At 54.8% G+C, this 25,770-nt stretch carries 21 protein-coding genes and 1 pseudogene; 1 reads left to right on the top strand and 21 read right to left on the bottom strand.

Annotation, left to right across the window (positions count from 1 at the left end; translation table 11 throughout):
• From ACRCWW_RS12830 to mngA, 12 genes and pseudogenes are all read right to left on the bottom strand, one after another.
• A pseudogene (locus tag ACRCWW_RS12830) lies at window positions 1-81 on the bottom strand (peptidoglycan-associated outer membrane lipoprotein); the annotation flags it as partial.
• 34 nt (window positions 82-115) lie between these two features.
• On the bottom strand, window positions 116-1,408 hold the full coding sequence (gene tolB / locus ACRCWW_RS12825) for a Tol-Pal system beta propeller repeat protein TolB (protein WP_438682751.1): 1,293 nt from the start codon (window positions 1,406-1,408) through the stop codon (window positions 116-118).
• Between the two features lie 126 nt (window positions 1,409-1,534).
• The gene (gene tolA, locus ACRCWW_RS12820) at window positions 1,535-2,728 is read right to left on the bottom strand and encodes a cell envelope integrity protein TolA (RefSeq protein WP_438682750.1); all 1,194 of its coding nucleotides are present in this window, start codon (window positions 2,726-2,728) and stop codon (window positions 1,535-1,537) included.
• A 36-nt stretch (window positions 2,729-2,764) separates the two neighbouring features.
• A complete protein-coding gene (tolR, locus tag ACRCWW_RS12815) occupies window positions 2,765-3,190 on the bottom strand; it encodes a colicin uptake protein TolR (protein WP_097164733.1) in 426 nt (141 codons plus the stop codon).
• A gap of 3 nt (window positions 3,191-3,193) precedes the next feature.
• Entirely contained in the window at window positions 3,194-3,886 is a 693-nt protein-coding gene (gene tolQ / locus ACRCWW_RS12810; RefSeq protein WP_330985745.1) for a Tol-Pal system protein TolQ, read from the bottom strand.
• The gene (gene ybgC / locus ACRCWW_RS12805; protein ID WP_330985744.1) at window positions 3,883-4,287 is read right to left on the bottom strand and encodes a tol-pal system-associated acyl-CoA thioesterase; all 405 of its coding nucleotides are present in this window, start codon (window positions 4,285-4,287) and stop codon (window positions 3,883-3,885) included. The genes tolQ and ybgC overlap by 4 nt, the downstream gene beginning before the upstream one ends.
• A gap of 150 nt (window positions 4,288-4,437) precedes the next feature.
• Entirely contained in the window at window positions 4,438-4,731 is a 294-nt protein-coding gene (gene ybgE, locus ACRCWW_RS12800; protein ID WP_330985743.1) for a cyd operon protein YbgE, read from the bottom strand.
• Window positions 4,731-4,838 (bottom strand): cytochrome bd-I oxidase subunit CydX, encoded by a 108-nt coding sequence (gene cydX / locus ACRCWW_RS12795; protein WP_330985742.1) that lies wholly within the window; start codon window positions 4,836-4,838, stop codon window positions 4,731-4,733. The genes ybgE and cydX overlap by 1 nt, the downstream gene beginning before the upstream one ends.
• A 14-nt stretch (window positions 4,839-4,852) precedes the next feature.
• The gene (gene cydB / locus ACRCWW_RS12790) at window positions 4,853-5,992 is read right to left on the bottom strand and encodes a cytochrome d ubiquinol oxidase subunit II (protein ID WP_438682749.1); all 1,140 of its coding nucleotides are present in this window, start codon (window positions 5,990-5,992) and stop codon (window positions 4,853-4,855) included.
• Between the two features lie 15 nt (window positions 5,993-6,007).
• Window positions 6,008-7,576, bottom strand: a complete 1,569-nt coding sequence (gene cydA, locus ACRCWW_RS12785; protein ID WP_438682748.1) for a cytochrome ubiquinol oxidase subunit I — start codon at window positions 7,574-7,576, stop codon at window positions 6,008-6,010.
• Between the two features lie 682 nt (window positions 7,577-8,258).
• Entirely contained in the window at window positions 8,259-10,892 is a 2,634-nt protein-coding gene (gene mngB, locus ACRCWW_RS12780; RefSeq protein ID WP_438682747.1) for a mannosylglycerate hydrolase, read from the bottom strand.
• A gap of 22 nt (window positions 10,893-10,914) precedes the next feature.
• Window positions 10,915-12,831 (bottom strand): PTS 2-O-a-mannosyl-D-glycerate transporter subunit IIABC, encoded by a 1,917-nt coding sequence (mngA, locus tag ACRCWW_RS12775; protein ID WP_438682746.1) that lies wholly within the window; start codon window positions 12,829-12,831, stop codon window positions 10,915-10,917.
• A gap of 205 nt (window positions 12,832-13,036) precedes the next feature.
• Between mngA and ACRCWW_RS12770 the strand changes: the two genes are divergently transcribed.
• Complete coding sequence (locus ACRCWW_RS12770) at window positions 13,037-13,759, top strand: GntR family transcriptional regulator (protein ID WP_438682745.1); 723 nt, start codon at window positions 13,037-13,039, stop codon at window positions 13,757-13,759.
• On the opposite strand, the gene ACRCWW_RS12765 is transcribed toward ACRCWW_RS12770, so the two are convergent.
• The 9 genes from ACRCWW_RS12765 to sdhC form a co-directional block, all read right to left on the bottom strand.
• Window positions 13,756-15,918 (bottom strand): FAD-dependent oxidoreductase, encoded by a 2,163-nt coding sequence (locus ACRCWW_RS12765; RefSeq protein ID WP_438682744.1) that lies wholly within the window; start codon window positions 15,916-15,918, stop codon window positions 13,756-13,758. The genes ACRCWW_RS12770 and ACRCWW_RS12765 overlap by 4 nt on opposite strands.
• A 149-nt stretch (window positions 15,919-16,067) precedes the next feature.
• Complete coding sequence (sucD, locus tag ACRCWW_RS12760) at window positions 16,068-16,937, bottom strand: succinate--CoA ligase subunit alpha (protein WP_438682743.1); 870 nt, start codon at window positions 16,935-16,937, stop codon at window positions 16,068-16,070.
• Window positions 16,937-18,103, bottom strand: coding sequence for an ADP-forming succinate--CoA ligase subunit beta (sucC, locus tag ACRCWW_RS12755; protein ID WP_330985655.1), 1,167 nt, complete (start codon window positions 18,101-18,103; stop codon window positions 16,937-16,939). Before sucC ends, sucD begins: the two co-directional genes overlap by 1 nt.
• 83 nt (window positions 18,104-18,186) lie before the next feature.
• Complete coding sequence (gene odhB, locus ACRCWW_RS12750; RefSeq protein ID WP_438682742.1) at window positions 18,187-19,407, bottom strand: 2-oxoglutarate dehydrogenase complex dihydrolipoyllysine-residue succinyltransferase; 1,221 nt, start codon at window positions 19,405-19,407, stop codon at window positions 18,187-18,189.
• A 14-nt stretch (window positions 19,408-19,421) separates the two neighbouring features.
• A complete protein-coding gene (gene sucA, locus ACRCWW_RS12745; protein ID WP_438682741.1) occupies window positions 19,422-22,229 on the bottom strand; it encodes a 2-oxoglutarate dehydrogenase E1 component in 2,808 nt (935 codons plus the stop codon).
• A gap of 282 nt (window positions 22,230-22,511) precedes the next feature.
• Window positions 22,512-23,228, bottom strand: a complete 717-nt coding sequence (gene sdhB, locus ACRCWW_RS12740; RefSeq protein ID WP_404658509.1) for a succinate dehydrogenase iron-sulfur subunit SdhB — start codon at window positions 23,226-23,228, stop codon at window positions 22,512-22,514.
• A 16-nt stretch (window positions 23,229-23,244) separates the two neighbouring features.
• Complete coding sequence (sdhA, locus tag ACRCWW_RS12735; RefSeq protein WP_438682740.1) at window positions 23,245-25,011, bottom strand: succinate dehydrogenase flavoprotein subunit; 1,767 nt, start codon at window positions 25,009-25,011, stop codon at window positions 23,245-23,247.
• On the bottom strand, window positions 25,011-25,358 hold the full coding sequence (gene sdhD / locus ACRCWW_RS12730; RefSeq protein ID WP_438682739.1) for a succinate dehydrogenase membrane anchor subunit: 348 nt from the start codon (window positions 25,356-25,358) through the stop codon (window positions 25,011-25,013). The genes sdhA and sdhD overlap by 1 nt, the downstream gene beginning before the upstream one ends.
• Window positions 25,352-25,756, bottom strand: a complete 405-nt coding sequence (gene sdhC / locus ACRCWW_RS12725) for a succinate dehydrogenase cytochrome b556 subunit (protein WP_404658506.1) — start codon at window positions 25,754-25,756, stop codon at window positions 25,352-25,354. The genes sdhD and sdhC overlap by 7 nt, the downstream gene beginning before the upstream one ends.
• Window positions 25,757-25,770 lie beyond the last annotated feature (14 nt).

Genomic DNA, 25,770 nt, shown 5'->3' with positions numbered 1-25,770 from the left:
ATTCTTGTTGGAAGAACACGCCGCGATAGCCATAACTGGCAGAGCGATCATCAGTCCTTTCAGCACTTTGTTCAGTTGCATTTCTTTGATTCCTATAATATTCAATTAATTATTATTACAGATACGGCGACCAGGCAGGTGATTTTACCTGTCCATCAGTTGCCGGAAGACGCGCTTTGAAACGCCCATCCGTAGAAACCAGATTCAGCACAGATCCCATCCCCTGAGAAGAGCTGTAGATAACCATTGTGCCGTTCGGTGCCAGACTTGGCGTTTCATCCAGGAACGTTGACGACAGAACCTGTACGCCACCCGCTGCCAGATCTTGTTTAGCAATGTGTTGCTGGCCGCCGGCCGAGCTCACCATTACCATAAATTTGCCGTCAGAACTCACGTCAACGTCCTGGTTCTGAGAACCTTCCCAGGTAATACGCTGTGGAGTACCGCCGTTAATGCCTACTTTATAAATCTGTGGACGACCCGCCTGGTCAGAGGTAAAGGCCAGGGTCTGGCTGTCCGGGAACCAGCTTGGTTCGGTGTTGTTGCTGCGACCGTTGGTCACCTGCTGAATCTGACCAGAACCCAGATCCATCACGTACAGATTCAGGCTACCGGTTTTCGACAGAGCGAACGCCAGTTTGGTCCCATCCGGAGAGAACGCCGGTGCACCGTTGTGCTGCGGGAACGAAGCAATCTGGCGGATAGCGCCATTTGCCAGTGTCTGTACGACCAGTGCAGAACGACCGCTTTCGAAGGTCACATAAGCCAGTTTAGAACCGTCTGGAGACCAGGCCGGAGACATCAGCGGCTGTGGTGAACGGTGAACAACGAACTGGTTGTAGCCATCATAGTCAGACACGCGCAGTTCGTACGGGAACTGACCGCCGTTAGTCTGAACCACATAAGCGATACGAGTGCGGAAAGCGCCCTTAATACCTGTCAGCTTCTCGAACACTTCGTCACTCGCGGTGTGGCCAGCGTAACGCAGCCACTGCTTGTTTACTTTGTACGAGTTCTGAGCCAGAACGGTACCTGGCGCACCGCCAGTATCGACCAGCTGATAAGCCACGGTGTAAGAACCGTCTGGGTTAGGCGTAACCTGCCCAACCACAACGGCATCAATACCGAGCGCAGACCAGGCCGCAGGCTGAACTTCCTGAGCAGAACCCGGCTGCTGTGGCAGGCGAGAGCGATCAAGCGGGTTAAATTTACCACTGTTGCGCAAATCAGCCGCAACAATGCCACCGACATCTTCAGGTGCCGCGCCCGGGCCTGCCCATTTAAACGGCGCAACGCCGATTGGGCGTGCCGAGTCGACCCCTTGGGTGATCTCGATACGTACTTCTGCGTGCAACACGGTTGCCCACAGCATCAGAAAACCAAATGCTACTTTTAATGCCTGCTTCATCATTTCTCCCTTATCCAGGCGCAAAGCCCACGATAATTTAGCAGAATGTTAACAAACTCAAATACACAAAACTACCAAAACCCTGTGACCAGCCCAGGCCAGTCTCAGGCTTCACTCGCGAAGCAATTACAGTTTAAAGCCCAGAGTGAAATCTTTTATTTTTTCGTAAACAGCCTGGCTCGGCGGTTTAGGAATGTTTGCGGTTTTAGCCGCGGTTAATGCAGCCTGACAAAGAGCAGGATCGCCTCCGGCAGACTCGATACTTTTTAACCTGCCATCTGGCGCAAGGCTAATGTGCAAATCACACTGCTTGCCCGCATAAAGGCTTGAATCGTACAACCGACTCTGAATCGCAGCTTTTATCTGTGCAGCATAGCCACTGATATCAGCTCCGGTTGCGCCGCCATTAGCCCCACTAGTACCACTGTCTTTCGCTGGTTGCCCGCTTCCTTTCGCCCCACCGCCAGATTTCGGTGCATTCTTACCAGAGCTAAGATCGCCCAGCAGATCGTCAACACCTGAAGCTTCTTTGGCTTCCGCAGCTTTCTTCGCAGCAGCGGCCTTTTTAGCGGCTGCTTTGTCCGCGGCAGCTTTATCAGCAGCGGCTTTTTCTGCGGCGGCTTTCTCGGCAGCAGCAGCTTTGGCAGCGGCGGCTTTTTCAGCTGCTGCGGCTTTTTTCGCAGCGTCGGCAGCTGCTTTCTTCTCGGCATCCTGCTGAGCTTTCTTAGCAGCTTCCGCTTCGGCTTTCTTCTGCGCATCCGCAGCAGCTTTTGCTGCTTCGGCTTGCGCCTTTTTCTGTGCATCTGCAGCGGCTTTCTTCGCCGCTTCAGCAGCCACTTTAGCCTGTTCGTCAGCTTTCGCTTTCGCCAGGGCAGCCGCTTTCACAGCCGCTTCTTCGGCTTGCTTCTGCTGCTGTTGCGCTTGCTTCGCGGCTTCTTCTGCCTGTTTCTGCGCATCAGCTTGCTTCGCAGCCTCTTCCTGCGCCTTCAAACGGTCCTGTTCAAGCTGCTTCAGACGTTCCTGTTCAGCGGCTTGTTTCTCACGCATCTCTTCCGCTTGCTGTTGAGCTTGTTTTTCACGCTGCTCTTCGGCCCGGCGAGCACTCGCCTGCTGATTTTGCTGACGGTTGTAGTTCTGCACGACAGCACCTGGATCGACCATCACAGCGTCGATGGAGGAACCTCCACCGCCGCCTGCCGATGCGTCAATGTGCTCATCGAACGAACCCCAAATCAGTATTGCTATCAAGATGATATGCAGTACGACCGAGATGATGATCGCGCGTTTAAGCTTGTCGTTTTGTTCGGTTGCCTTTAACACACTCGGTTCCCAAAAACTGTTAGCCTGTTAGCCAGGTCAAATCGGCTGGGTCATTAAACCCACGGATTTCACGCCTGCGCTGTGCAACAGGTTTAGCGCTTTAATAATTTCATCGTACGGCACGTCTTTTGCGCCACCGATCAGGAAGATCGTTTTCGGATTCGCCTGCAGGCGGCGCTGAGCTTCAGCCACCACCTGCTCTGGCGGCAACTGTGGCATCTTGTCCGGACCCACATTGACGCTGTACTGTCCGACACCGGAAACTTCCACGATAACCGGCGGATCGTCGTTGGTGCTGACGGCCTGCGATTCGGTTGCATCAGGCAGATTCACATCCACGCTCTGCGAAATGATCGGCGCTGTCGCCATGAAGATCAGCAGCAGCACCAGCAACACATCCAGCAGCGGAACGATGTTTATTTCGGACTTCAGTTCGCGACGTCCGCGTCCACGTCTGGCCATGGTTTACCCCTTGTTGCTTTCGCTGGTGGTAAACGCCTGACGGTGCAGAATCGCGGTGAACTCTTCCATAAAGTTGTCGTAATTCAGTTCCAGTTTGTTCACGCGCTGGTTCAGGCGGTTATACGCCATAACGGCCGGAATAGCGGCAAACAGACCAATCGCGGTGGCGATCAGCGCTTCGGCGATACCCGGAGCAACCATCTGCAGCGTGGCCACTTTTACCGCGCCGAGCGCGATAAAGGCGTGCATGATCCCCCACACCGTACCAAACAGACCGATATAAGGACTGATGGAACCTACGGTGCCAAGGAAAGGAATGTGGTTTTCGAGGTTTTCCAGTTCGCGGTTCATGGAGATACGCATCGCACGCGACGCCCCTTCCACAATCGCTTCGGGCGCATGGCTGTTCGCACGATGCAGTCGAGCGAACTCTTTAAAGCCGCTGTAGAAGATCTGCTCTGAACCCGTCAGATTATCGCGGCGCCCCTGGCTTTCCTGATACAGACGAGACAGTTCAATTCCGGACCAGAACTTGTCTTCGAACGCTTCAGCTTCGCGGCCTGCCGCATTGAGGATACGCGTTCGCTGGATAATGATGGCCCAGGAAGCGATAGAAAAACCAATCAAGATCAACATGATAAGTTTAACCAGAAGGCCTGCCTTCAGGAACAAATCAAGGATATTCATGTCAGTCACTGCTTAAACTCCGCGACAATAGACTTGGGAAGCGCACGAGGCTTCATTATGAGTGGATCAACACAGACAATCAGGACTTCAGCTTCGTTGAGTACTGTATTTTCCGCGTTGACAATCCGCTGCGTGAAAACCAGAGAGGTGCCACGCATCGCTGTAATTTCCGTTTGGACTTCGAGCATGTCGTCGAGTCTGGCGGGGGCAAAATACTCCAGCGTCATCTTGCGTACCACGAAGGCAACGCGTTCAGCCAGCAGAACTTGCTGGCTAAAGTGATGGTGGCGCAGCATCTCAGTGCGTGCTCTTTCATAGAAAGCGACGTAGCTGGCGTGGTAAACCACACCACCGGCATCGGTGTCTTCGTAATAGACACGAACCGGCCATCGAAACAGCGTTGTATTCACTTTACATCCCGGTAATGCAAAAAATATTTAGGGCTTTCAAACTTCGCTACTATACGCGCGGGAATGATGGTTTGGAATGGGGGAAAGTAAACGGAGAGTAAATTTTTATGGGCTTGTACAAGCCCATAGCGATTAACGGATGTTTCTGAATCAGGCGTAAAAGAAAATCAGCCCGGCAAGGAGAACAAGGTCAGCCAGCAGCGGGCAAAAAATTCCCTGCCAGTGAACCGCTTTCGGACGAAAACCCACACCGTGGATCACGCCAGCACAAACAGCCCACATGATGAGAAAGCCGTGCCAGATTTCAAGCGCACTGGTTTTGGCCGCAAAGCGTGATGGGTCCCAGAAAATACATCCTGCCAGCACTAATGCCATCAGTAAGGAAAGGGCCCTTAAAGGGCCCTTGTCCATTACCGCATATAACGTTGCGATAATTTTAGTCATTAATGATCTTCTTGCTGTCCGGACTCAACATGCTCCAGCGCCAGCGCGGTGATGACACCAAATGCACAGGCCAGAAGCGTTCCCAGAATCCATGCGAAGTACCACATATGTTGCTCCTTACTTAGTACAGAGAATGGGTGTTGCGTTCGATATCTTCTTTGGTGATACGCCCGAACATCTTCCAGTAACACCAGGTGGTGTACAGCAGGATAATCGGTACGAACACCATCGCTGCGTAGGTCATGACATTCAGCGTCAGCTGGCTGGACGTCGCATCCCACATCGTCAGGCTCGCATTCAGCATGGTGCTGGACGGCATGATGAACGGGAACATCGCAATCCCGGCAGTCAGGATGATGCACGCCAGCGTCAGTGAGGAGAACAGGAACGCCCAGGCGCCCTTATCTGCACGAGACGTCACCACAGTCAGCAACGGCAAAATCACACCCAGAGCAGGGATCGCCCACAGGGCTGGCATGTTGTTAAAGTTCACCATCCATGCACCTGCTTCACGCACCACTTCTTTGGTCAGTGGGTTAGATGCTGCGTGATGATCCAGAACGGATTTCACCACATAACCGTCAATACCGTAGTAAACCCAAACGCCCGCCAGAGCGAAGCACACCAGAGTGACCAGCGCGGCAACCTGAGAGACCGCACGAGTACGCAAGTGCAGCTCACCCACAGTACGCATCTGCAGATAGGTTGCGCCCTGAGTCAGGATCATTGCTGCACTGACAATCCCCGCCAGCAGGCCAAACGGATTCAGCAACTGGAAGAAGTTACCGGTGTAGTAAAGTCGCATGTACTCATCCAGATGGAACGGTACACCCTGCAGCAGGTTGCCGAAGGCCACGCCGATAACCAGCGGCGGCACGAAGCTCCCGATGAAAATGCCCCAGTCCCACAGGTTACGCCAGCGGGTGTCTTCAATCTTGGAACGGTAGTCAAAACCAACCGGACGGAAGAATAAAGACGCCAGGACCAGGATCATCGCCACATAGAAGCCGGAGAACGCGGCGGCATAGATCATCGGCCAGGCAGCGAACAGTGCGCCACCTGCAGTAATCAGCCACACCTGGTTACCGTCCCAGTGCGGAGCGATGGAGTTAATCATGATTCGACGCTCGGTGTCGTTACGACCGAGGAAACGGGTGAGCATGCCCACCCCCATGTCAAACCCGTCGGCGACCGCAAAGCCGATCAGCAGAATGCCAACCAGCAGCCACCAGATAAAACGCAATACTTCATAATCGAACATTTGACGACTCCTGTCTTAGCGTGCCGGCTGACCAGACACTGGGGTCTGCTCATAGTGGTAACGACCGGTTTTCAGACTGCTAGGCCCCAGACGAGCGAATTTGAACATCAGGAACAGTTCAGCAATCAGGAACACGGTGTACAGGCCGCAAATCAGCACCATCGAGAAGATCAGGTCACCGGCTGTGAGCGAGGAATTCGCTACAGCGGTTGGCAACACCTCACCAATCGCCCACGGTTGGCGGCCATATTCAGCAACAAACCAGCCAGATTCGATTGCAATCCACGGCAGAGGGATCCCGTACAGACAGGCGCGCAGCAGCCATTTTTTGCTGCCGATGCGGTTACGAATCACCGTCCAGAAACAGGCGGCGATAATGCCCAACATGAGGATGCCGCAGGCAACCATGATGCGGAAGGCAAAGTACAGCGGTGCGACACGAGGAATGGAGTCTTTGGTTGCCTGCTGAATTTGCGCTTCTGTAGCGTCCGTCACGTTCGGGGTGTAACGTTTCAACAGCAGACCGTAGCCCAAATCTTTCTTCACTTCGTTGAATTCGTTACGCACGGACTGATCGGCCGAGCCAGCACGCAGTTCTTCCAGCAGTTTGTAAGCCTTCATGCCGTTACGAATACGCTCTTCGTGCTGAACCATCAGCTCTTTCAGGCCGGTCACCTGCTTATCCACAGAACGGGTGGCGATAATGCCCAACGCGTAAGGGATCTGAATCTGCAGATGGTTTTTCTGTGCGTCCTGGTCCGGAACACCAAACAGCGTAAATGCCGCAGGTGCAGGCTGGGTTTCCCACTCTGCTTCGATAGCGGCGAGTTTGGTTTTCTGTACGTCGCCCATTTCGTAACCGGATTCATCACCCAGCACGATAACAGAGAGGATTGCCGCCATACCGAAACTTGCCGCGATGGCGAAAGAACGTTTCGCGAAAGCAAAATCACGGTTACGGAGCATATAGTAAGAGCTGATGCCCAGAACGAACATTGCACCGCAGACATAGCCAGAAGCGACAGTGTGAACGAATTTCACCTGAGCAACCGGGTTCAGGATAAGCTCGGAGAAGCTCACCATCTCCATGCGCATGGTTTCGAAGTTGAAGTCTGAGGCGACCGGGTTCTGCATCCAGCCGTTAGCGACGAGGATCCACAGCGCGGACAGGTTAGACCCTAACGCCACAAGCCAGGTCACAGCCATGTGCTGAACTTTACCGAGACGATCCCAACCGAAGAAGAACAGACCTACAAAGGTGGATTCGAGGAAGAAGGCCATCAGCCCTTCAATGGCCAGCGGCGCACCGAAGATATCGCCCACATAGTGGGAATAGTAAGACCAGTTAGTCCCGAACTGGAACTCCATGGTCAGGCCGGTTGCCACACCCAGAGCGAAGTTGATACCAAACAACTTGCCCCAGAACTTGGTCATATCTTTATAAATCTGTTTGCCGGAAAGGACGTAAACCGTTTCCATGATGGCCAGCAGGAACGCCATACCGAGCGTCAGTGGCACAAAAAGGAAGTGGTACATCGCGGTCAAGGCAAACTGTAAGCGCGACAGTTCGACTATATCAAACATCATGACTCCTTGCTCATCGCATGAAGACTCCGAGAGTGATCCCCGTTAGAAAGGATTCACACGCATGCCCCAATACAAAATGATTTGCTCCCGCTTCACGGCATTCCTCACAAAGTGAAAAAGACCCTGAGTAAAGGTTGCAAATACGTTAATAAAAAACCCAAATTGATCCCGTCAATATATTACGCCGTAAAACCCTTACAATAAACAGGTTTTTCTTGACCCATTTTTGCGTTTTTCGACGCTGATCAATTTATAGCTAAGATGCCAGTTTTCGACCACTTTGATCGACGACAATTTACCGCTTTTGATGGCTCTTTTCCAAGGATTACGCTTTGATTTAAATCAATTTTACAATCACATGTTAATTGTGTATGCATTTGATGGCGCATAGTAAAATCAATGTTAAAAACATGTTTTCAGCATGACATTGATGGTTATCAAATAAGAGGGAAGTAGAGTGTGAGGCTATTCAAATTTAACGGCTCAAGCGAAACGGCAAGGAACCGGGATGCATTAGAAAGCCAGCGGAAAACAAATGTTTTTAGCTGGCGGCTAAGTATAGCCTCTTTTTATTACATTTCATTCACCATAAAGAATTTAATAATTAACACCGCAGCGTAACTACCTCAGAAAACAAAAAGGCCGCGCAGTGCGCGGCCATGACTCATTTGCCGGGATATTAAGCAAGCTCAAAACGCCAGCTGCGTGACTGGCTGGGGGCAAACGCCACCGGCTTGTCTGCCATATCACAACCCTGTGGCAACGGATGCTCATCCATTCCCGTCTCGATGCCTTGCAACTGGCGCTCGTTAAACGCCACACGGGTTTCACACGCCTCGCTGTCCGAAGGGTTGAACAAACGCAGAACCAACGCTTCGCTGTCTTCTGCTTTCTTCATGGCACTCAACTGGCAACCGGTGGCCGGTAACGTGAACAGGCTGTAGCTTTCTGGCACCGTAATCGCAGTGCGGTTGAGTTTCATCGCATCCCACGGGATTTTGTTGTAGCACTGCACCGGGGTCAGCCAGCTTTTCGCCTGCTGAGCCACTCCCGTATCCAGCGGCGAGCCGCTGAATGGCATCAGACTGAAGCGACAAACCAGCTCTCCGTGAACCTGCGAGTCCGGAACCGGCATTTTAATGCCGGAAGGACGACCCGGACGCAGCAGCAGATCTTCCTTACCCAGCAGCCCTACCCCGCGCAGCAGCGTCAGCGCAAACATACTTTTCTCTTCGCCGATAACTTCAACTTCACGCAGGCCTTCACTGAACAACGCCAGGCCGTTACGTCCATTCTGTAAGGCTGAATAATTCAGGAAATTCCATACCGGAACCGGCGCTTCTTTCCAGCCTTCCGCTTCCCAGACGTTCATCGCCTCATCCTGAACCGGGCGCGAAAGCGATCCGAATTGAATATCTGTCAGCACACGGTCCGTTTTATAAGGCACAGGAATACGCACGCGAACGCGGTGATCGTCGGCCTGATTGAGGATTTTGACGTCAAATTCCACACGGCGGCTGTGATGGCTCAATACAACCGTTGTTTCAAACGTCAGAGAACCACTGGTTTTGCGAGCGGAACGTTCCGCCAGATTAGCTGGCACCGCCATTGTCGTGCGCAGGACTGCCCTGCTCTGCCAGGCATCGTGCGTTACGGTATGACGATGTTTCCCCTGAGCGCTGGTAAGCAACCACTCTTCACGTGAAGGCGAGTAGTCATACTCATCGCCATCATCAGAGCCATCCTCAAACTCCAGCACACGGTCATAAACCAGACCGCTTTCTTTATCCTCCAGCTTCAGCGTCCCGTCGCCGTTGAGCGTGATTCGCCAGTAGCTGTTTTCCAGCAATGCCTCGCTGGCCTTCGGCACCGTCACTTGCGGCCCATCTTCACCCGCCACAATGCGCAACGTCAGCCAGCCCATCGCTGGCAACACCTGACGCAGCTGAATGTCATACTCCATAAACGGCTCGTAGTTGCCGTAATGGACAATCTGACGGTCCACCAGCCCAGGGTCTATTTCACGCTTATCACGGATGAAGTACGGCACGTCCTGCCCTTCACTATCCACAAGACGAAATTTACTGGCACGCAGGCGGAGTGTCGTATTCACCACCTCATCACGCGACCACGGCATCAGGTTAAACAGCGTCAGTTTGTCGCCATCACTCTGCGCCATGTTGTCGACGATTTTACGCATATAGAAGGTGATCAGGCTGTCGGCCATGTCTTCCGCCAGCCAGAAGCGACTCATGATTTCCCGGTGAACCTTGTCGCTACAGCAGCAGCCGATGCTGTCGTGCGCGTGGTTTTTGAGGATCTCTTTCCACATTTTTTCCAGCAGGCCATGGTGATACTCAAAGCCCAGTGTCCAGGCGAGTGTGGCCAGGGGTTCCAGCAAGTTAACGATTTTGTTCTCAATCCGCGCGTGGGCGATTTTGATGTCCATCCGCGTTGAACCAATGGTGCGGTGAACGCGCATGTATTTGCCGTCGTTAAACTCGCCGCTTAGCGTCGCCAGTTGCTCACGCTGTTTTTCAATTTGCTCAAACACCTCTTCAAAGCGGCTCATCACAAATTCACGCTGCGGATAAATTTCACGCAGCTTGTTCATCACGGCGAAAATGTTTTGCTGGAGTGGCATCTGGTCGTGACCGTTCGGCAGCAAAATCTCTTTGGTTTGTGAGGCTTTTTCCAGCACGTCGAAATAGCTGTCGAGGCGTTTGCGTAACCCCGCTTCGTCCTCCGGTAAGTACTTACCAATCGCGTAGCCCAAGGGCAGCACCTGCGCGACCACTTCGCTGCCGTCCTGACTCTGCCAGAGGAACTCTGTTTTATCAGTGCCATGACGCTCAGAGCACCCACGCCAGAACATCGCGCGCTTAATGCCGAAACCGTTATAGATGTGCGGCAATTGTCCGGACATGCCAAACGAATCCGGCAGATAGCCAATCTTCATCGGTTCGCCAAACGCCAGGCAATCGCGCATGCCGTACATCAGGTTACGCACTATCGACTCACCCGCCACAACGGTGGTGTCCGTCTGCGTATACCATGGGCCGATAATCAATTTCCCGGCCTGCACAAGCCTTTTAAGGCGCTCTTTGTTTTCCGGTTTGACCGCGAAATAGTCCTCAAGAATCGACGTTTGTCCATCGAGTACGTAGTACTTGTACTCCTCGTCCTGCTCAAGACGAGTCAGGATCTCTTCCATGTTGTTGACCAGCAGAATGCGCGACTCTTCGGTGGTGAAGTACCACTCACGGTCCCAGTGCATGTGCGGGGTGATGTGAACGCGAGATACAGCTTTCATCTTCGTTTCCTGTTCAGTTCTGTTAAGGCATTACGCTGTCTGGAATGTATTTCCCGGTTTTGACCGCCTGGCGACGCCAGAGGATCAAGATGCAGGTGGAGATGGCTGCGCCGATAAGGGCAGAAGCAAACCAGCCAACAGCGGCGAGCACGCCACCGAGGCCTCCATCATGCAGCAGGAACAAGGAGAAAATGCCTGCCCCGGGGGTAGAGAGACCAATGTTCATGCTGCCGACCATCGCACCGGTGACCATCGAGCCCATCACAAACGAGCCAATGACGCGGACCGGATCTTCAATCGCCATCGGTATGGCCCCTTCGGTGATCCCCGCTAAGCCCAGCAGCCAGGTGGATTTTCCGGTTTCAATTTCGAAGGTTTTAAACAGCCGTGGCGCCATCATCGTCGAAGCCGTGACGGTAAAGGCAGAAACCATTTTGACGGAGGCAAAAATCGCATACGGGCCATAAACACCGTTCGCCATCGCGCCAAGGCAGAAGGCGTAGGCCGCTTTATTGACGGGGCCGCCAAGGTCGAAGGAACACATAAACCCAAGGATAGCGCCCAGCAGTAACGCGTTGGCCCCTGACAAACCATTGAGCCAGGCGGTCAACCCGTTGTTAATCCACGCAACGGGTTCGCCAACCACAAACAGCATCAGGCTGCCTGCGCCGAGAGTGCCCAGAACGGGATAAAGGTAGAAAGTCAGGAAGCCGTTGTAGCGGCTGCTCAGGCGAATATGTGACTTCACCCAGCGCATGAGATAACCGGCAATCAAACCACCCGCAACTGCGCCTAGAAACCCTGAACCAATCATGTTGGCCGCAAGCCCGGCGGCAAACCCCGGAGCCAGTGCAGGTTTATCCGCCAGCGAATACGCGGTATAGGCAGCCAGCACCGGCACCATCAGCGTGCCGAGCATGCCTCCGCCTAATTTGCGGTACATCCACAGCCACGAATTTTCCTGATCGAACAAATGCTGAAGCCCGAGCATTTGAGCCAGCAACACAGCCACCGCCAGCACCGTGCCACCCGCAACAATCAGCGGCACGGCGAAAGAGATCCCGCTCAGCAATGCTTGTTTCAATTCAGTCTTCACACTCTGCTTCTGCTGAGCGTCTTGCTGTACTTCACGAGTTCCGCTTGCGGGTTTCAGTGCCAGCGCCTGCTCAATGAGTTTTTCTGCATGACGAATGGGTTCGGCCACCGGCACGGTGATGGAGGGAATACCAGCGAAGCGTTCAGATTCTTTGATGGCCACCTCCGCCGCGAAAATACAGGCCTGAGCCGCATTGAGCTGCCCGGCAGTCAAACGCCCTTCAATCCCGTTAGCGCCCTGCTTCTCGACATACAGATTGATGCCAAGCTTCTGCCCTGCTTTCTCAAGGTATTCAGCCGCCATGTAAGTGTGGGCAATCCCCGCCGGGCAGGCCGTCACGCAGACGATAGTCGGCGCGTTCTGATCCATCGTGCTGTTCGATTCTCCCTGCGGAGCAATCAGTGCGGCAAAGAGTGCTTCAGCGGTGGTTGCCGAGCAGACGGCAGCACGAACATCGTCGTCCACTAGTCGGGTGGTCAATGCGGTTAGCAACTGCATGTGCGTCGAACCAGCTTCCGCCGGTGGGATAGCCAGCAGCACAATCAGGTTAACCTCTTCTTCACCGTCAACGCCTTCCCAGAGGATCGGCTTTGGCAGCGTTGCAACGGCGAAGGCGGCCTCGTTCACCGCCAGACTTTTACCGTGGGGAACGGCAAGCCCTTCGCCGAGCGCCGTTGGGCCTTCGCTTTCGCGAAGATGCACATCACGGAGGAAATCCTCCAGATTGTTGATTTTGCCGAGCGCAGCCAGCCGTTCGGCCAGCGCTCGGATCGCCTCGTCGCGACTGTTAAACGTCGCTTGCAGAAAGAGGGCGTTCGGGTGCGTTAATGCTGTCAGGTTCATCACGATCCTCACTGTGAAGGTGAAAAAAACAGCCCCAGAGCTGTTAAGTTGCCTTTATCCTGCCAGATTATTTAATACATTTATGTGATCACTTTCTCTATTACTCACAATTTGTATCTTATTTGTATTATTTACAAGTCACAGAAGCCAGGCATAATCCTGCCATTGGTATTATTGATGTATTACATCCGGGAGCAGTAAAACGATGACCAGGAAACCGATGTACCGGCAGATTGCAGACACTCTGCGTGAACGCGTGCAGCAAGGCGTGCTAAAACCAGGCGATGCGCTTCCCACGGAGTCTGCGTTGCAGGAAGAGTTTGCCGTCAGCCGCGTGACCGTGCGCCAGGCACTCAAGCAACTCACCCAGGAAGCGATCATCGAAAGCATTCAGGGCAGCGGCTCCTACGTCAAAGAAGAGCGGGTGAATTACGATATCTATCAGCTCACCAGCTTTTACGAAAAACTGGCCGACAGAAATGTGGATACCCACAGCGACGTTAAAGTATTTGAGGCGATCGGTGCCGGTGAAGAGCTGGCCAAAACCCTGCAAATCTCGTCGGGGGAGAAAGTCTGGCACGTTAAACGAGTGCGCTTTATCAAGCAAAAACCCGTCACTCTGGAAGAGACCTGGATGCCGCTGGCCCTGTTTCCGGATTTAACCTGGGCCGTGATGGAAAACTCCAAATATCACTTTATTGAGCAGGTCAAGAAGATGGTTATCGACCGCAGCGAGCAGGAAATTGTCCCGGTGATGCCTTCATCCGAAACGGTAAGTCTGTTGGGATTAGATCCCACTCGCCCGATACTGGAGAAAATTTCCCGCGGCTATCTGAGTGATGGCCGGGTCTTCGAATACAGCCGTAACGCCTTCAAAAGCGACGACTACAAATTCACACTGGTGGCGAAGCGCAGACGCAGCGCCTAACCGCGACGCCAGCGGTGATAACGCCCAAGCCATTCCAGCACACGCTGCGGCGCGTGGGCGCGTTTCCACTCTCCGGCGGCATATTTATTGGCCTCAGAAAGCGTCGGGTAGGTATGGACGGTACCGAGAATTTTCGTCAACCCCAGGCCATGCTTCATCGCCAGCACAAATTCGGCCAGCAGATCCGCCGCATGCTCTCCGACGATGGTGACGCCCAGGATCCGATCTTTGCCCGGCACCGTCAGCACTTTCACAAATCCGCAGGCGGCGCTGTCGGCAATCGCACGATCGAGATCGTCGATGCCGTAGTGCGTCACCTCAAAGGCAATCCCCTGCGCGGTTGCCGTCTGCTCATTTAGCCCGACGCTGGCGACTTCGGGATCGACGAAGGTGGCTCGCGGCACAACCCGGTAGTCGACTTTAAACTTTTTCAGATTGCCAAACAGCGCATTGACCGTCGCATACCATGCCTGATGGGCCGCTACGTGGGTAAACTGGAAAGGCCCCGCCGCATCGCCTGCGGCGTAGATATTGGGGTACAGCGTCTCCAGATAGTCATTGGTGACGATCGTTTTCTGCGTCGGGATACCGAGTGCCTCCAGGCCATAGCCCTCAAGACGCGCCACCCGCCCCACGGCACAGATCAGCGCGTCGTACGCCAGCCGGATTTCCACGCCATCACGCAGGGCGACGAGGATTTTTTGCTCTCCCTCATTTTCGCAGCGCAGCGCCTGATGTCCGGTCAGCACCTGGACACCCTCGCCTTCCAGCGCCGCTCTCACCAGCTCAGAAGCCTCCTCATCTTCCCGGCTCATCAGGCGCGGGCCCTTCTCAAGCTGCGTCACCTTCGCCCCCAGCCGAGCCAGACTTTGCGCCAGCTCGCAGCCAATCGGGCCACCGCCGAGGATCGCTATCCGCTGCGGGATCGCATCAAGTTGGGAGAATGCCGACCACAGCGTGTCGCTAGTGAGATAGCCTGCAGTTTCAAGGCCAGGCAGTGAAGGCACCCGCGGCTTCGCGCCCGTCGCCAGAATGATGCTGCGGGCGGTTAAACGCTGAGTTTCACCGCCGGGGGAGGCGATTTCCACGGTCCAGGGATCGACCAGCTTCGCGTAGCCCTGAATAACCTCCACGCCCAGCGCGGTGTAGCGCTCAACGCTGTCGTGCGGGGCGATCGCCCGAACGGTGGCGGCAACGCTGTCCATCACCTGACGGAAGCTAAAAACAGGCTCCTGCGCGGCTAATCCGTACCTCTCAGCGTGGCGAAAATCATGCGCTATGCGGGCCGATTTGATCAGCGCTTTACTGGGCACACAGCCGGTATTCAGACAATCTCCGCCCATCTTCCCGGCTTCCACCAGCGTCACTTTCGCCCGGACGGCGGCGGCGATATAGGCGGAAACCAGCCCGGCTGCCCCCGCGCCAATCACGATCAGATTGCGATCGAATGCCACCGGTTTTTTCCAGCGGGCGTAGAGCTGGCGGCGCTTCCAGCGACTAATTCCCATCTTTGCCAGCCACGGGAACACCCCGAGCAGCGCGAAGGAGAACAACAGCCCTGGCGAAAGGATATCCGCCAGGCTTTTAATTTCAGCGAGCTGGGTGCCCGCATTGACATAAACCACCGTTCCGGCCAGCATCCCCAGCTGACTGACCCAGTAGTAACGCCAGGCGGAGAGCGTCGTCAGCCCCATCAGCAGATTGATTAAGAAGAACGGAAACAGCGGCACCATGCGCAGAGTAAACAGATAGAAAGCCCCGTCTTTCTCCATCCCCGCATTGATTAACGCAAGCTTTGCGCCAAAGCGACGCTTCACGGCATCACGCAGCAGATAGCGGGCGAGAAGAAAAGCCAGCAGCGCCCCAAGGCTTGAGGCAAAAGAGACCAGCAGCAGCCCCTTCCACAGGCCAAACAGCGCTGCGGCGGCAAGGGTCATCACCGTCGCTCCGGGAATGGAGAGCGCGGTCACCAGGGTGTAAATCACGAAAAACACAGTGAACAGCAGCACCGGCGACTGCTCGCGCCAGAGCACCAACTGCGTCATGTTTGTTTTCAGGCTCTCAAGGCTCAACGCCTGATGCAGATCGAACGATACCGCCAGCGCAACTGCGACCCCCAGCAGCAGCGCCCAGTACAGCTTGTTTTTTCCTTTAGCCATTGTGTCCACCTGCGCCATGATTGAACTTCCCGGTTCGCCGCTACCCCATGGCGCCCATAAAAAAGGCCACTATACAGTGGCCAACCATGTCGAAAATGGATCTGTATCAAATCTCCCCGCCCAGTGAAAACGGGGAGCAGAGAGGATCATTAGTTAATGATGGTTTTCAGCGCTTCGCCGATGTCGGCCAGGCTGCGAACAGTACGCACGCCAGCAGCTTCCAGAGCAGCAAATTTCTCGTCTGCCGTGCCTTTGCCGCCCGCGATAATCGCGCCTGCGTGGCCCATACGTTTGCCTTTTGGCGCCGTCACACCTGCGATGTAACCGACAACCGGCTTGGTCACGTGATCTTTAATGTAAGCAGCCGCTTCTTCTTCTGCGCTACCGCCGATCTCGCCGATCATCACGATCGCTTCAGTCTGCGGATCTTCCTGGAACATCTTCAGGATATCGATGAAGTTAGAGCCCGGGATCGGGTCACCGCCGATGCCCACACAGGTGGACTGGCCGAAACCGTAATCAGTGGTCTGCTTAACCGCTTCATAAGTCAGCGTACCGGAACGGGAAACGATACCCACTTTACCTGGTTTATGGATGTGGCCAGGCATGATGCCGATTTTGCTCTGACCCGGGGTGATAACACCTGGGCAGTTCGGGCCAATCATGCGCACGCCAGCTTCATCCAGTTTCACCTTCACGGTCAGCATATCCAGCGTAGGGATGCCTTCGGTGATGGTGATGATGAGCTTAATGCCTGCATCAATCGCTTCCAGGATGGAATCTTTGCAGAACGGTGCTGGAACGTAAATAACGGTGGCGGTTGCGCCAGTCGCTTCTACGGCTTCACGCACGGTGTTGAACACGGGCAGACCCAGATGCGTGGTGCCGCCTTTGCCTGGCGTTACGCCGCCAACCATGTTGGTGCCGTAAGCAATCGCTTGTTCAGAGTGGAAAGTCCCCTGGCTACCGGTGAAACCCTGGCAGATAACCTTGGTGTTTTTATCGATTAAAATGGACATTATTTCCCCTCCACTGCGGCAACGACCTGCTGAGCCGCATCGGTCAGACTTTTCGCTGCAATAATATTCAGGCCACTGTCAGCCAGTCTCTTCGCGCCAAGTTCGGCGTTGTTACCTTCCAGACGCACCACGACAGGTACGTTCACGCCGACTTCCTCGACCGCACCGATAATGCCGTCAGCGATCAGGTCACAACGCACGATACCGCCAAAGATGTTGACCAGTACGGCCTTCACATTTTCGTCAGAGAGGATGATTTTGAACGCTTCGGTCACGCGCTCTTTGGTTGCGCCGCCGCCCACGTCGAGGAAGTTAGCCGGTTCGCCACCGTGCAGCTTCACGATGTCCATGGTGCCCATCGCCAGGCCTGCGCCGTTAACCATGCAGCCGATGTTGCCGTCCAGCGCAACGTAGTTCAGTTCCCACTGTGCAGCCTGCGCTTCACGTGGATCTTCCTGAGACTGGTCGCGCATTTCGCGCAGATCTGGCTGGCGGAACAATGCGTTGCCGTCAGCGCCCAGTTTGCCGTCGAGGCAGATCAGATCGCCCTGCTTGGTGATAACCAGCGGGTTGATTTCGATCAGCGCCAGGTCGCGCTCCAGGAAAATGTTCGCCAGACCCATGAAGATTTTGGTGAACTGCTGAACCAGTTTACCTTCCAGACCCAGTTTGAATGCCAGCTCACGTCCCTGGTAAGGCATTGGGCCTGCCAGCGGATCGATAGCAACTTTGTGGATCAGGTGCGGGGTTTCTTCCGCCACTTTTTCGATTTCCACGCCGCCTTCGGTGGAAGCCATGAACACCACGCGACGGGAGCTACGGTCAACGACTGCGCCCAGGTAGAGTTCTTTCGCGATGTCGGTCGCCGCTTCAACCAGAATCTGGTTTACCGGCTGGCCGCTCGCATCTGTTTGATAGGTTACCAGGCGTTTACCCAGCCAGTGTTCAGCGAAAGCGCGAATGTCTTCTTTGCTGTTAACCACTTTTACGCCGCCCGCTTTACCGCGGCCGCCAGCGTGAACCTGGCATTTAACGACCCATGGGCCTGCACCGATTTTTGAAGCCGCTTCTTCTGCTTCACGCGGAGTTGAGCAGGCATAGCCGACTGGCGCAGGTAAACCGTAGCGGGCAAACAGCTGTTTGGCCTGGTATTCATGTAAGTTCATGCGTTCTATCCACTTTTCAGGTAATCGTTATCATTTTACCTCCAGGCCACAACTGGCCTGGAGGACAGGTGATACAGGGCTTACTACACGTCCAGCAGCAGACGAGTCGGATCTTCCAGCAGCTCTTTAATGGCCACGAGGAAGCCCACGGACTCACGACCATCGATCAGGCGATGATCGTAGGAGAGTGCCAGATACATCATTGGCAGAATTTCAACTTTGCCATCCACCGCCATTGGACGATCTTTAATGGCGTGCATGCCCAGGATCGCGCTCTGCGGCGGGTTGATGATCGGCGTAGACATCAGGGAACCGAACACACCACCGTTGGTGATGGTGAAGTTACCGCCGGTCAGATCTTCAACGGTCAGCTTGCCGTCACGGCCTTTCAGCGCCAGCTCTTTGATGTTCTTCTCGATGTCAGCCATGCCCAATGCGTCAACGTCACGCAGAACAGGTGTCACCAGACCACGTGGGGTGGATACCGCCATGCTCACATCAAAGTAGTTGTGATAAACCACATCTTCGCCATCGATAGAGGCGTTCACTTCCGGATAACGTTTCAGCGCTTCAACCACGGCTTTCACGCAGAAGGACATAAAGCCCAGACGAATACCGTGACGTTTTTCAAACGCGTCACCGTACTGCTTACGCAGGTCCATGATTGGCTTCATGTTGACTTCGTTGAAGGTCGTCAGCATCGCGGTAGAGTTTTTCGCTTCCAGCAGACGCTCAGCCACACGCTTACGCAGGCGAGTCATTGGAACGCGTTTCTCTGAACGACCGGCCAACGGTGCTGGAGCAGCAGTCGCAGCGGCTGGGGCTTTGACTTCGGTTTTCGCCGGCGCTTTCGCCAGGTGCTTCTCGATATCTTCGCGAGTCAGACGACCGCCCACACCGGTACCTTTGATGGCAGCGGCATCGAGGCTGTGCTCAGCCAGCAGACGACGGATCGCCGGGCTCAGGGCATCGTTGCTCTGATCTTCCAGTGAAGCCTGCTGACGCTGAGCCGGGGTAGACTCTTTCGCTTCAGCTTTCGCACCAGACTCTTTACCCGAGCTGTTGCCTTCACGCAGACGACCCAGAATCTGGCGAGACGTCACGGTCGTGCCTTCATCTTCCAGGACTGCATCCAGAATGCCGTCAGCCGACGCCGGTACTTCCAGTACCACTTTGTCAGTTTCGATTTCGACCAGAACTTCATCGCGAACAACCGCGTCGCCTGGCTTCTTGTGCCAAGTTGCAACCGTTGCGTCGGCTACAGATTCCGGCAGGTCGGGAACAAGAATATCTACGCTACTCATTTTGTATCCTTAAATTATTCGACGTTCAGCGCGTCATTAACCAGATCTTGTTGCTGCTTCTGGTGAACGGACATATACCCTACTGCCGGAGAGGCAGAGGCCGGGCGACCTGCATAACGCAGAGCGGCCCCAAATGGAATCACTTCACGTAAGTGATGCTGGCTGCAGTACCATGCGCCCTGGTTAAGCGGCTCTTCCTGGCACCAGACAAAATCATGCACGTGAGCATAAGCTTTCAGCACGTCCTGCATCGCCTGATGCGGGAACGGATAGAGCTGTTCGATACGCACAATGGCGACATCTTTTTGATCGTTTTTGCGACGTTGTTCCAGCAGGTCGTAATACACCTTACCGGAGCACATCACTACGCGTTTCACGGCCTTCGGATCCAGCTCGTCGATTTCACCGATGGCTGGCATGAAGGTACCGTCTGCCAGTTCTTCCAGGGAAGAGACGGCCAGTGGGTGACGCAGCAGGGATTTCGGTGACATCACCACCAGCGGACGGCGCATACCGCGCAGCGCCTGACGACGCAGCATGTGGTAAACCTGAGCCGGCGTGGACGGCACGCAAACCTGCATGTTTTGTTCAGCACACAGCTGCAGGTAACGTTCCAGACGTGCGGAGGAGTGCTCCGGCCCCTGGCCTTCGTAACCGTGCGGCAGCAGCATGGTCAGGCCACACATACGGCCCCACTTCTGCTCACCGGAGCTGATGAACTGGTCGATAACCACTTGTGCGCCGTTGGCGAAGTCGCCGAACTGCGCTTCCCAGATGGTCAGAATACGCGGCTCTGCGGTGGCATAGCCGTATTCAAACGCCAGCACCGCTTCTTCAGACAGCACGGAGTCCCAGACCTTGAACTGGCCCTGACCGTTATGCACGTGCTGCAGCGGGGTGTAAGTAGAACCGTTGGTCTGGTTGTGAATGACCGCGTGACGGTGGAAGAACGTACCACGGCCAGAGTCTTCGCCGGACAGACGCACAGGAATGCCTTCATCCACCAGCGTGGCGTAAGCCAGCGTTTCCGCGCCGCCCCAGTCGAACAGCTTCTCACCGGCGGCCATGGCCTGGCGATCGCCGTAGATTTTCGCAACGCGAGACTGCATTTCAACCGCTTCTGGCACGGTGCTGATGCGCTTAGCCAGCTCCTGCAGACGCTTCATCTCGACCTTGTTCGGGTAGCTCTCATCCCACTCGTGGTTGAGGTACGCCGACCAGGTAAAGGAGTGCATGTTCATCGGACGCCACTCTTTCACCACACACTCGCCAGCATCCAGCGCGTCGCGGTAAAGGTTGACCATCTCGGTAGCATCTTCCAGCGTGGAGACTTTATCGCCTTCCAGTTTGTCAGCGTACAGCTTGCGCGGCGTCGGGTGTTTTTTGATTTTCTGGTACATCAGCGGCTGAGTCGCACTTGGCTCATCCGCTTCGTTGTGACCATGACGGCGGTAGCAGACCAGATCGATAAACACGTCGCGTTTAAAGGTGTTACGGAAATCAAGCGCCAGACGGGTGACAAAAGCCACCGCTTCCGGATCATCCGCGTTCACGTGGAAAATCGGCGCCATCACCATCTTACCGATATCGGTGCAGTACGGTGTGGAACGCGCATCCAGCGGGTTAGAAGTCGTAAAGCCAACCTGGTTGTTGATAACGATGCGAACGGTACCGCCCACTTCATAACCACGCGCTTTGGACATGTTCAGGGTTTCCTGAACCACGCCCTGACCTGCAACCGCCGCATCACCGTGAATGGTGATGGGCAGCACTTTGTTGCTGCTTGGCTCTTCCAGACGGTCCAGACGCGCACGGACGGAACCGATAACTACCGGGCTCACGATTTCGAGGTGAGACGGGTTGAACGCCAGCGCCAGGTGTACCAGGCCGCCTTCGGTTTCGATATCTGACGAGAAGCCCATGTGGTACTTCACGTCACCGGTGCCCAGGTGTTCTTTATGTTTCCCGGCGAATTCGTCGAACAAGTCCTGCGGCTTTTTACCGAGCACGTTAATCAGGACGTTCAGACGACCGCGGTGCGCCATGCCCAGCACCACTTCACGGGTGCCATTCTTACCGGCGTGGCGGATGAGCTCTTTCAGCATCGGAACCAGCGCGTCGCCGCCTTCCAGCGAGAAGCGTTTCGCTCCTGGGAATTTCGCACCCAGATAGCGCTCCAGACCTTCAGCTGCGGTCAGTTCGCTGAGGAAACGTTTTTTCTCATCAGCAGTGAAGCTGGCGTGACCGACCACGGACTCGATACGCTGTTGAATCCAGCGTTTTTCTTCCGTGGAAGTAATATGCATGTATTCCGCGCCGATGGAGCCGCCATAGGTTTGCTTCAGCGCAGCAACCAGGTCAGCCAGTTTCATCGTGTCTTTGCCGATAGCAAAAGAACCCACGTTAAAACTTTCCTGAAGATCGGCGTCGGTTAAGTCGTGGAACGCAGGATCCAGATCGGCCACAGACTCCTGTTTCCAAAGCCCGAGCGGATCGAGATTCGCCGCCTGATGACCACGGAAACGCCAGGCGTTGATCAGCTGCAGGACTTTAACCTGCTTGACGTTGGTATCAGGATCGGAAATCGAGGAGGAGTAACGTGAGGCATCCTTCGCCAGACGACGGAAATAATCACGCGTTGTAGAGTGAAATTGATCGGGTTTGACTCCGGTGCCAGGCAGTTGCTGGAACAGTGAACGCCAGTTAGCGTCGACAGAGTCAGGATCGGTTAAGAAGTCTTCATAGAGCTGTTCTATCCAGCTCTGGTTAGATCCAGAGAGGTAAGAAGAGTCCAGCCAGGCTTTCATTGCGCCGTTCTGCATCGTGATCCCTTAAGCATTTTTATGCTTACTTTCGCCGTAGAAACTACCACGCACACCGGGGTACCTGGTCTGCGTGCCGGGGTTCACTTGCGAGCTCTTTTCTATTCCGGGCCCGCGAAGGAACCTTTAGAAACTGTCTTAGGGCCTTTACCCTCTTCCCTGCCCTCGCCATACCGGTAAAGGGGAAGTACATCGGCAGTTTTTAAAGGTTTCCTGCATTTGTTCCCCTCTCCCCTTTGGGGAGAGGGTCAGGGTGAGGGGAATCGCGCCCCCTCTTACATCTTACGCACTGCGTTGCAGCAACATCGACTTAATATGACCGATGGCGCGCGTCGGGTTAAGCCCTTTCGGACAGACACTGACGCAGTTCATGATGCTGTGGCAGCGGAATACGCTGAAAGCATCACTTAATCCTTCCAGGCGGCTGTCGGTTTCGGTGTCACGGCTGTCGATCAGGAAGCGGTAAGCCGCTAACAGACCGGCCGGGCCGATGAACTTGTCCGGGTTCCACCAGAAGGACGGGCAAGACGTGGAGCAGCAGGCACAGAGAATACACTCGTACAGACCGTCCAGTTTTTCACGCTGCTCAGGCGACTGTAAATGCTCGCGAGCGGGTGGATTTTGCCCATTATTCAACAAGTAAGGCTTAATCTTCTCATATTGGGCATAGAACTGCCCCATGTCCACCACCAAATCACGCACCACCGGTAAACCCGGCAGTGGGCGAATCACAATTTTCTGCCCTGCGCGCTGCAAAGCGGAAATCGGGGTGATGCAGGCAAGGCCATTCTTGCCATTCATGTTCACGCCATCGGACCCGCACACGCCTTCACGGCAGGAGCGACGGAATGACAGTGTCGGATCTTTTTCTTTCAGCTGGATTAACGCATCCAGCAGCATCATGTCGCGCCCTTCTTCCGCTTCGAGGGTGTAATCCTGCATGCGCGGAGCATCGTCGACATCCGGGTTATAACGATAAACTGAAAACTCGAGTCTCATTTTCCTGTCTCCGCAATTAGTAGGTACGCACTTTCGGCGGGAATGCCGGACGCAGTTTCGGTTCCATGTTCACTTCACGACGCGTCATGGACTCGGACTGCGGCAGGTACAGGGAGTGGCAGAGCCAGTTTTCATCGTCACGTTCCGGGAAGTCGAAGCGGCTGTGTGCGCCACGGCTTTCGGTACGGAAGTTGGCTGATACCGCGGTGGCATACGCCGTTTCCATCAGGTTATCCAGCTCCAGACACTCAACGCGCTGGGTGTTGAACTCGCTGGAGGTGTCATCCAGGCGCGCATTTTTCAGGCGCTCGCGGATTGCTTTCAGCTGCTCAAGCCCTTTCGCCATGGCGTCGCCTTCGCGGAATACCGAGAAGTTGTGCTGCATACATTCCTGCAAGGCTTTGCGGATTTCGACCGGATCTTCGCCGTTACGGTTGCCGTTCCAGCGGTTCAGGCGCTCCAGGGAAGCATCAATTTCTTCTTCAGTTGCATCACGCAGCACACCCTGCTCCGCAATAGACTCTTGCAGATGCAGACCTACCGCACGACCAAACACCACCAGGTCAAGCAGAGAGTTACCGCCCAGACGGTTCGCACCGTGTACAGAGACGCACGCGATTTCACCCACGGCGAACAGACCCGGGATCACCACGTCTTCACCTTGTTCGTTCACCGTTAGCGCCTGACCGGTCACTTTGGTCGGAATACCACCCATCATGTAGTGGCAGGTTGGGATAACCGGAATCGGCTCTTTGACCGGGTCGACGTGCGCGAAGGTTCGGGAGAGTTCGAGGATGCCCGGCAGACGAGATTCGAGAACCTCTTTGCCCAGGTGGTCGAGTTTCAGCTTAGCGTGCGGGCCCCATGGGCCATCGCAGCCACGACCTTCACGGATTTCAATCATGATGGAACGCGCCACCACGTCACGACCCGCCAGGTCTTTTGCATTCGGCGCATAACGCTCCATGAAGCGCTCGCCGTGTTTGTTCAGCAGGTAACCGCCTTCACCACGGCAGCCTTCTGTTACCAGAACGCCCGCGCCCGCGATGCCTGTCGGGTGGAACTGCCACATTTCCATATCCTGCACTGGCACGCCAGCGCGGATGGCCATCCCCACGCCGTCACCGGTGTTGATGTGGGCGTTGGTGGTGGACTGATAAATACGGCCTGCGCCGCCTGTGGCCAACACGGTGGCGTTCGCTTTGAAGTAAACGACTTCACCGGTTTCGATGCACAGCGCGGTACAACCGACCACTGCGCCATCCTGGTTTTTCACCAGATCTAACGCATACCACTCGGAGAAAATCGTGGTGTGGTTTTTCAGGTTCTGCTGATACAGGGTGTGCAGCAGTGCGTGACCGGTACGGTCAGCTGCCGCCGCTGTACGTGCCGCCTGCTCGCCGCCGAAGTTTTTTGACTGGCCACCAAACGGACGTTGATAAATGGTGCCATCGTCAAGACGCGAGAAAGGCAGGCCCATGTGGTCCAGCTCCAGAATCGCTTCCGGGCCGGTCTTACACATATATTCAATGGCGTCCTGGTCACCGATGTAGTCTGACCCTTTTACGGTGTCATACATGTGCCATTCCCAGTTATCTTCATGGGTATTACCGAGCGCCACGGTGATGCCACCCTGCGCAGAAACGGTATGGGAACGGGTCGGGAAGACTTTCGAGAGCAGCGCACAGGTTTTGCCGCTCTGGGAGATTTGCAGTGCGGCACGCATACCTGCGCCGCCTGCGCCTATAACAACAGCATCAAATTCTCTGACTGGCAGTTTCATTACACACCCCACACCACAACAAATCCATAAATGACGTAAACCACCAGTGCAACGACGATAGCCAGTTGCAGCGTCAAACGGATTGCCAGCGGTTTAACGTAGTCGGTCAACACCTGCCACATGCCGATCCAGGCATGAATCAAGATGGAGAATAAAGCCAGCAGGGTGAAGACTTTGGTGAAAGCGGAAGAGAAGAAACCCGTCCAGACTTCCCAGGTGAGGGCACCGTGGGTCGCGAAGAAACCAACCATGTAGATAATGTACAGAGTCAGGACGATCGCGGTGGCACGCACGAGGATGAAGTCATGTACGCCGTTGCGTCCTAGTGCTGAGGCGTTGCTTACCATACGAGGACTCCTGCGAGAAGTGAAAGCACGACAGTAATAACAAAGGAAATATTCGCAGATTTTTTACCTGCTTCGAATGTCTCTTCCAGATAGCCAAAATCCATCATCAAATGGCGAATACCCAGCACTGCGTGATACGCCAGCGCAGTCAGGATGCCCCACAGGATGAATTTGACGAAGAAGCCGCTCATGATTGAGCTTGCCACCTGAAAACCTTCTGGAGAGGAGAGACTGGTACCCAATAACCACAACAGAATGCCAACCGCCACAAAAGTAATCACGCCTGAAACGCGGTGGAGGATGGACGCTATCGCCGTTACGGGGAATCGGATCGTTTTGAGATCCAGATTGACAGGTCTTTGTTTTTTCACATTTTTTATCATGAATAACGCCCACATGCTGTTCTTATTGT

Source organism: Scandinavium sp. (genome assembly GCF_051650185.1).
In the GTDB taxonomy this organism is placed as follows: domain Bacteria; phylum Pseudomonadota; class Gammaproteobacteria; order Enterobacterales; family Enterobacteriaceae; genus Scandinavium.
The sequence above is the reverse complement of the archived record's forward strand: the minus strand, read 5'-3'. Positions and strand labels throughout refer to the sequence as shown.

Bases quoted from the DNA above. Each gene is read 5' to 3' on its own strand.
- sdhA (WP_438682740.1), bottom strand. From the start codon at position 25,011: ATGAAACTGCCAGTCAGAGAATTTGATGCTGTTGTTATAGGCGCAGGC.
- tolR (WP_097164733.1), bottom strand. From the start codon at position 3,190: ATGGCCAGACGTGGACGCGGACGTCGCGAACTGAAGTCCGAAATAAAC.
- cydX (WP_330985742.1), bottom strand. From the start codon at position 4,838: ATGTGGTACTTCGCATGGATTCTGGGAACGCTTCTGGCCTGTGCATTT.
- sucA (WP_438682741.1), bottom strand. From the start codon at position 22,229: ATGCAGAACGGCGCAATGAAAGCCTGGCTGGACTCTTCTTACCTCTCT.
- mngB (WP_438682747.1), bottom strand. From the start codon at position 10,892: ATGAAAGCTGTATCTCGCGTTCACATCACCCCGCACATGCACTGGGAC.
- odhB (WP_438682742.1), bottom strand. From the start codon at position 19,407: ATGAGTAGCGTAGATATTCTTGTTCCCGACCTGCCGGAATCTGTAGCC.
- ACRCWW_RS12765 (WP_438682744.1), bottom strand. From the start codon at position 15,918: ATGGCTAAAGGAAAAAACAAGCTGTACTGGGCGCTGCTGCTGGGGGTC.
- mngA (WP_438682746.1), bottom strand. From the start codon at position 12,831: ATGAACCTGACAGCATTAACGCACCCGAACGCCCTCTTTCTGCAAGCG.
- cydB (WP_438682749.1), bottom strand. From the start codon at position 5,992: ATGTTCGATTATGAAGTATTGCGTTTTATCTGGTGGCTGCTGGTTGGC.
- tolB (WP_438682751.1), bottom strand. From the start codon at position 1,408: ATGAAGCAGGCATTAAAAGTAGCATTTGGTTTTCTGATGCTGTGGGCA.
- sucC (WP_330985655.1), bottom strand. From the start codon at position 18,103: ATGAACTTACATGAATACCAGGCCAAACAGCTGTTTGCCCGCTACGGT.
- cydA (WP_438682748.1), bottom strand. From the start codon at position 7,576: ATGTTTGATATAGTCGAACTGTCGCGCTTACAGTTTGCCTTGACCGCG.
- sucD (WP_438682743.1), bottom strand. From the start codon at position 16,937: ATGTCCATTTTAATCGATAAAAACACCAAGGTTATCTGCCAGGGTTTC.
- ybgE (WP_330985743.1), bottom strand. From the start codon at position 4,731: ATGACTAAAATTATCGCAACGTTATATGCGGTAATGGACAAGGGCCCT.
- sdhB (WP_404658509.1), bottom strand. From the start codon at position 23,228: ATGAGACTCGAGTTTTCAGTTTATCGTTATAACCCGGATGTCGACGAT.
- sdhC (WP_404658506.1), bottom strand. From the start codon at position 25,756: ATGTGGGCGTTATTCATGATAAAAAATGTGAAAAAACAAAGACCTGTC.
- sdhD (WP_438682739.1), bottom strand. From the start codon at position 25,358: ATGGTAAGCAACGCCTCAGCACTAGGACGCAACGGCGTACATGACTTC.
- ACRCWW_RS12770 (WP_438682745.1), top strand. From the start codon at position 13,037: ATGACCAGGAAACCGATGTACCGGCAGATTGCAGACACTCTGCGTGAA.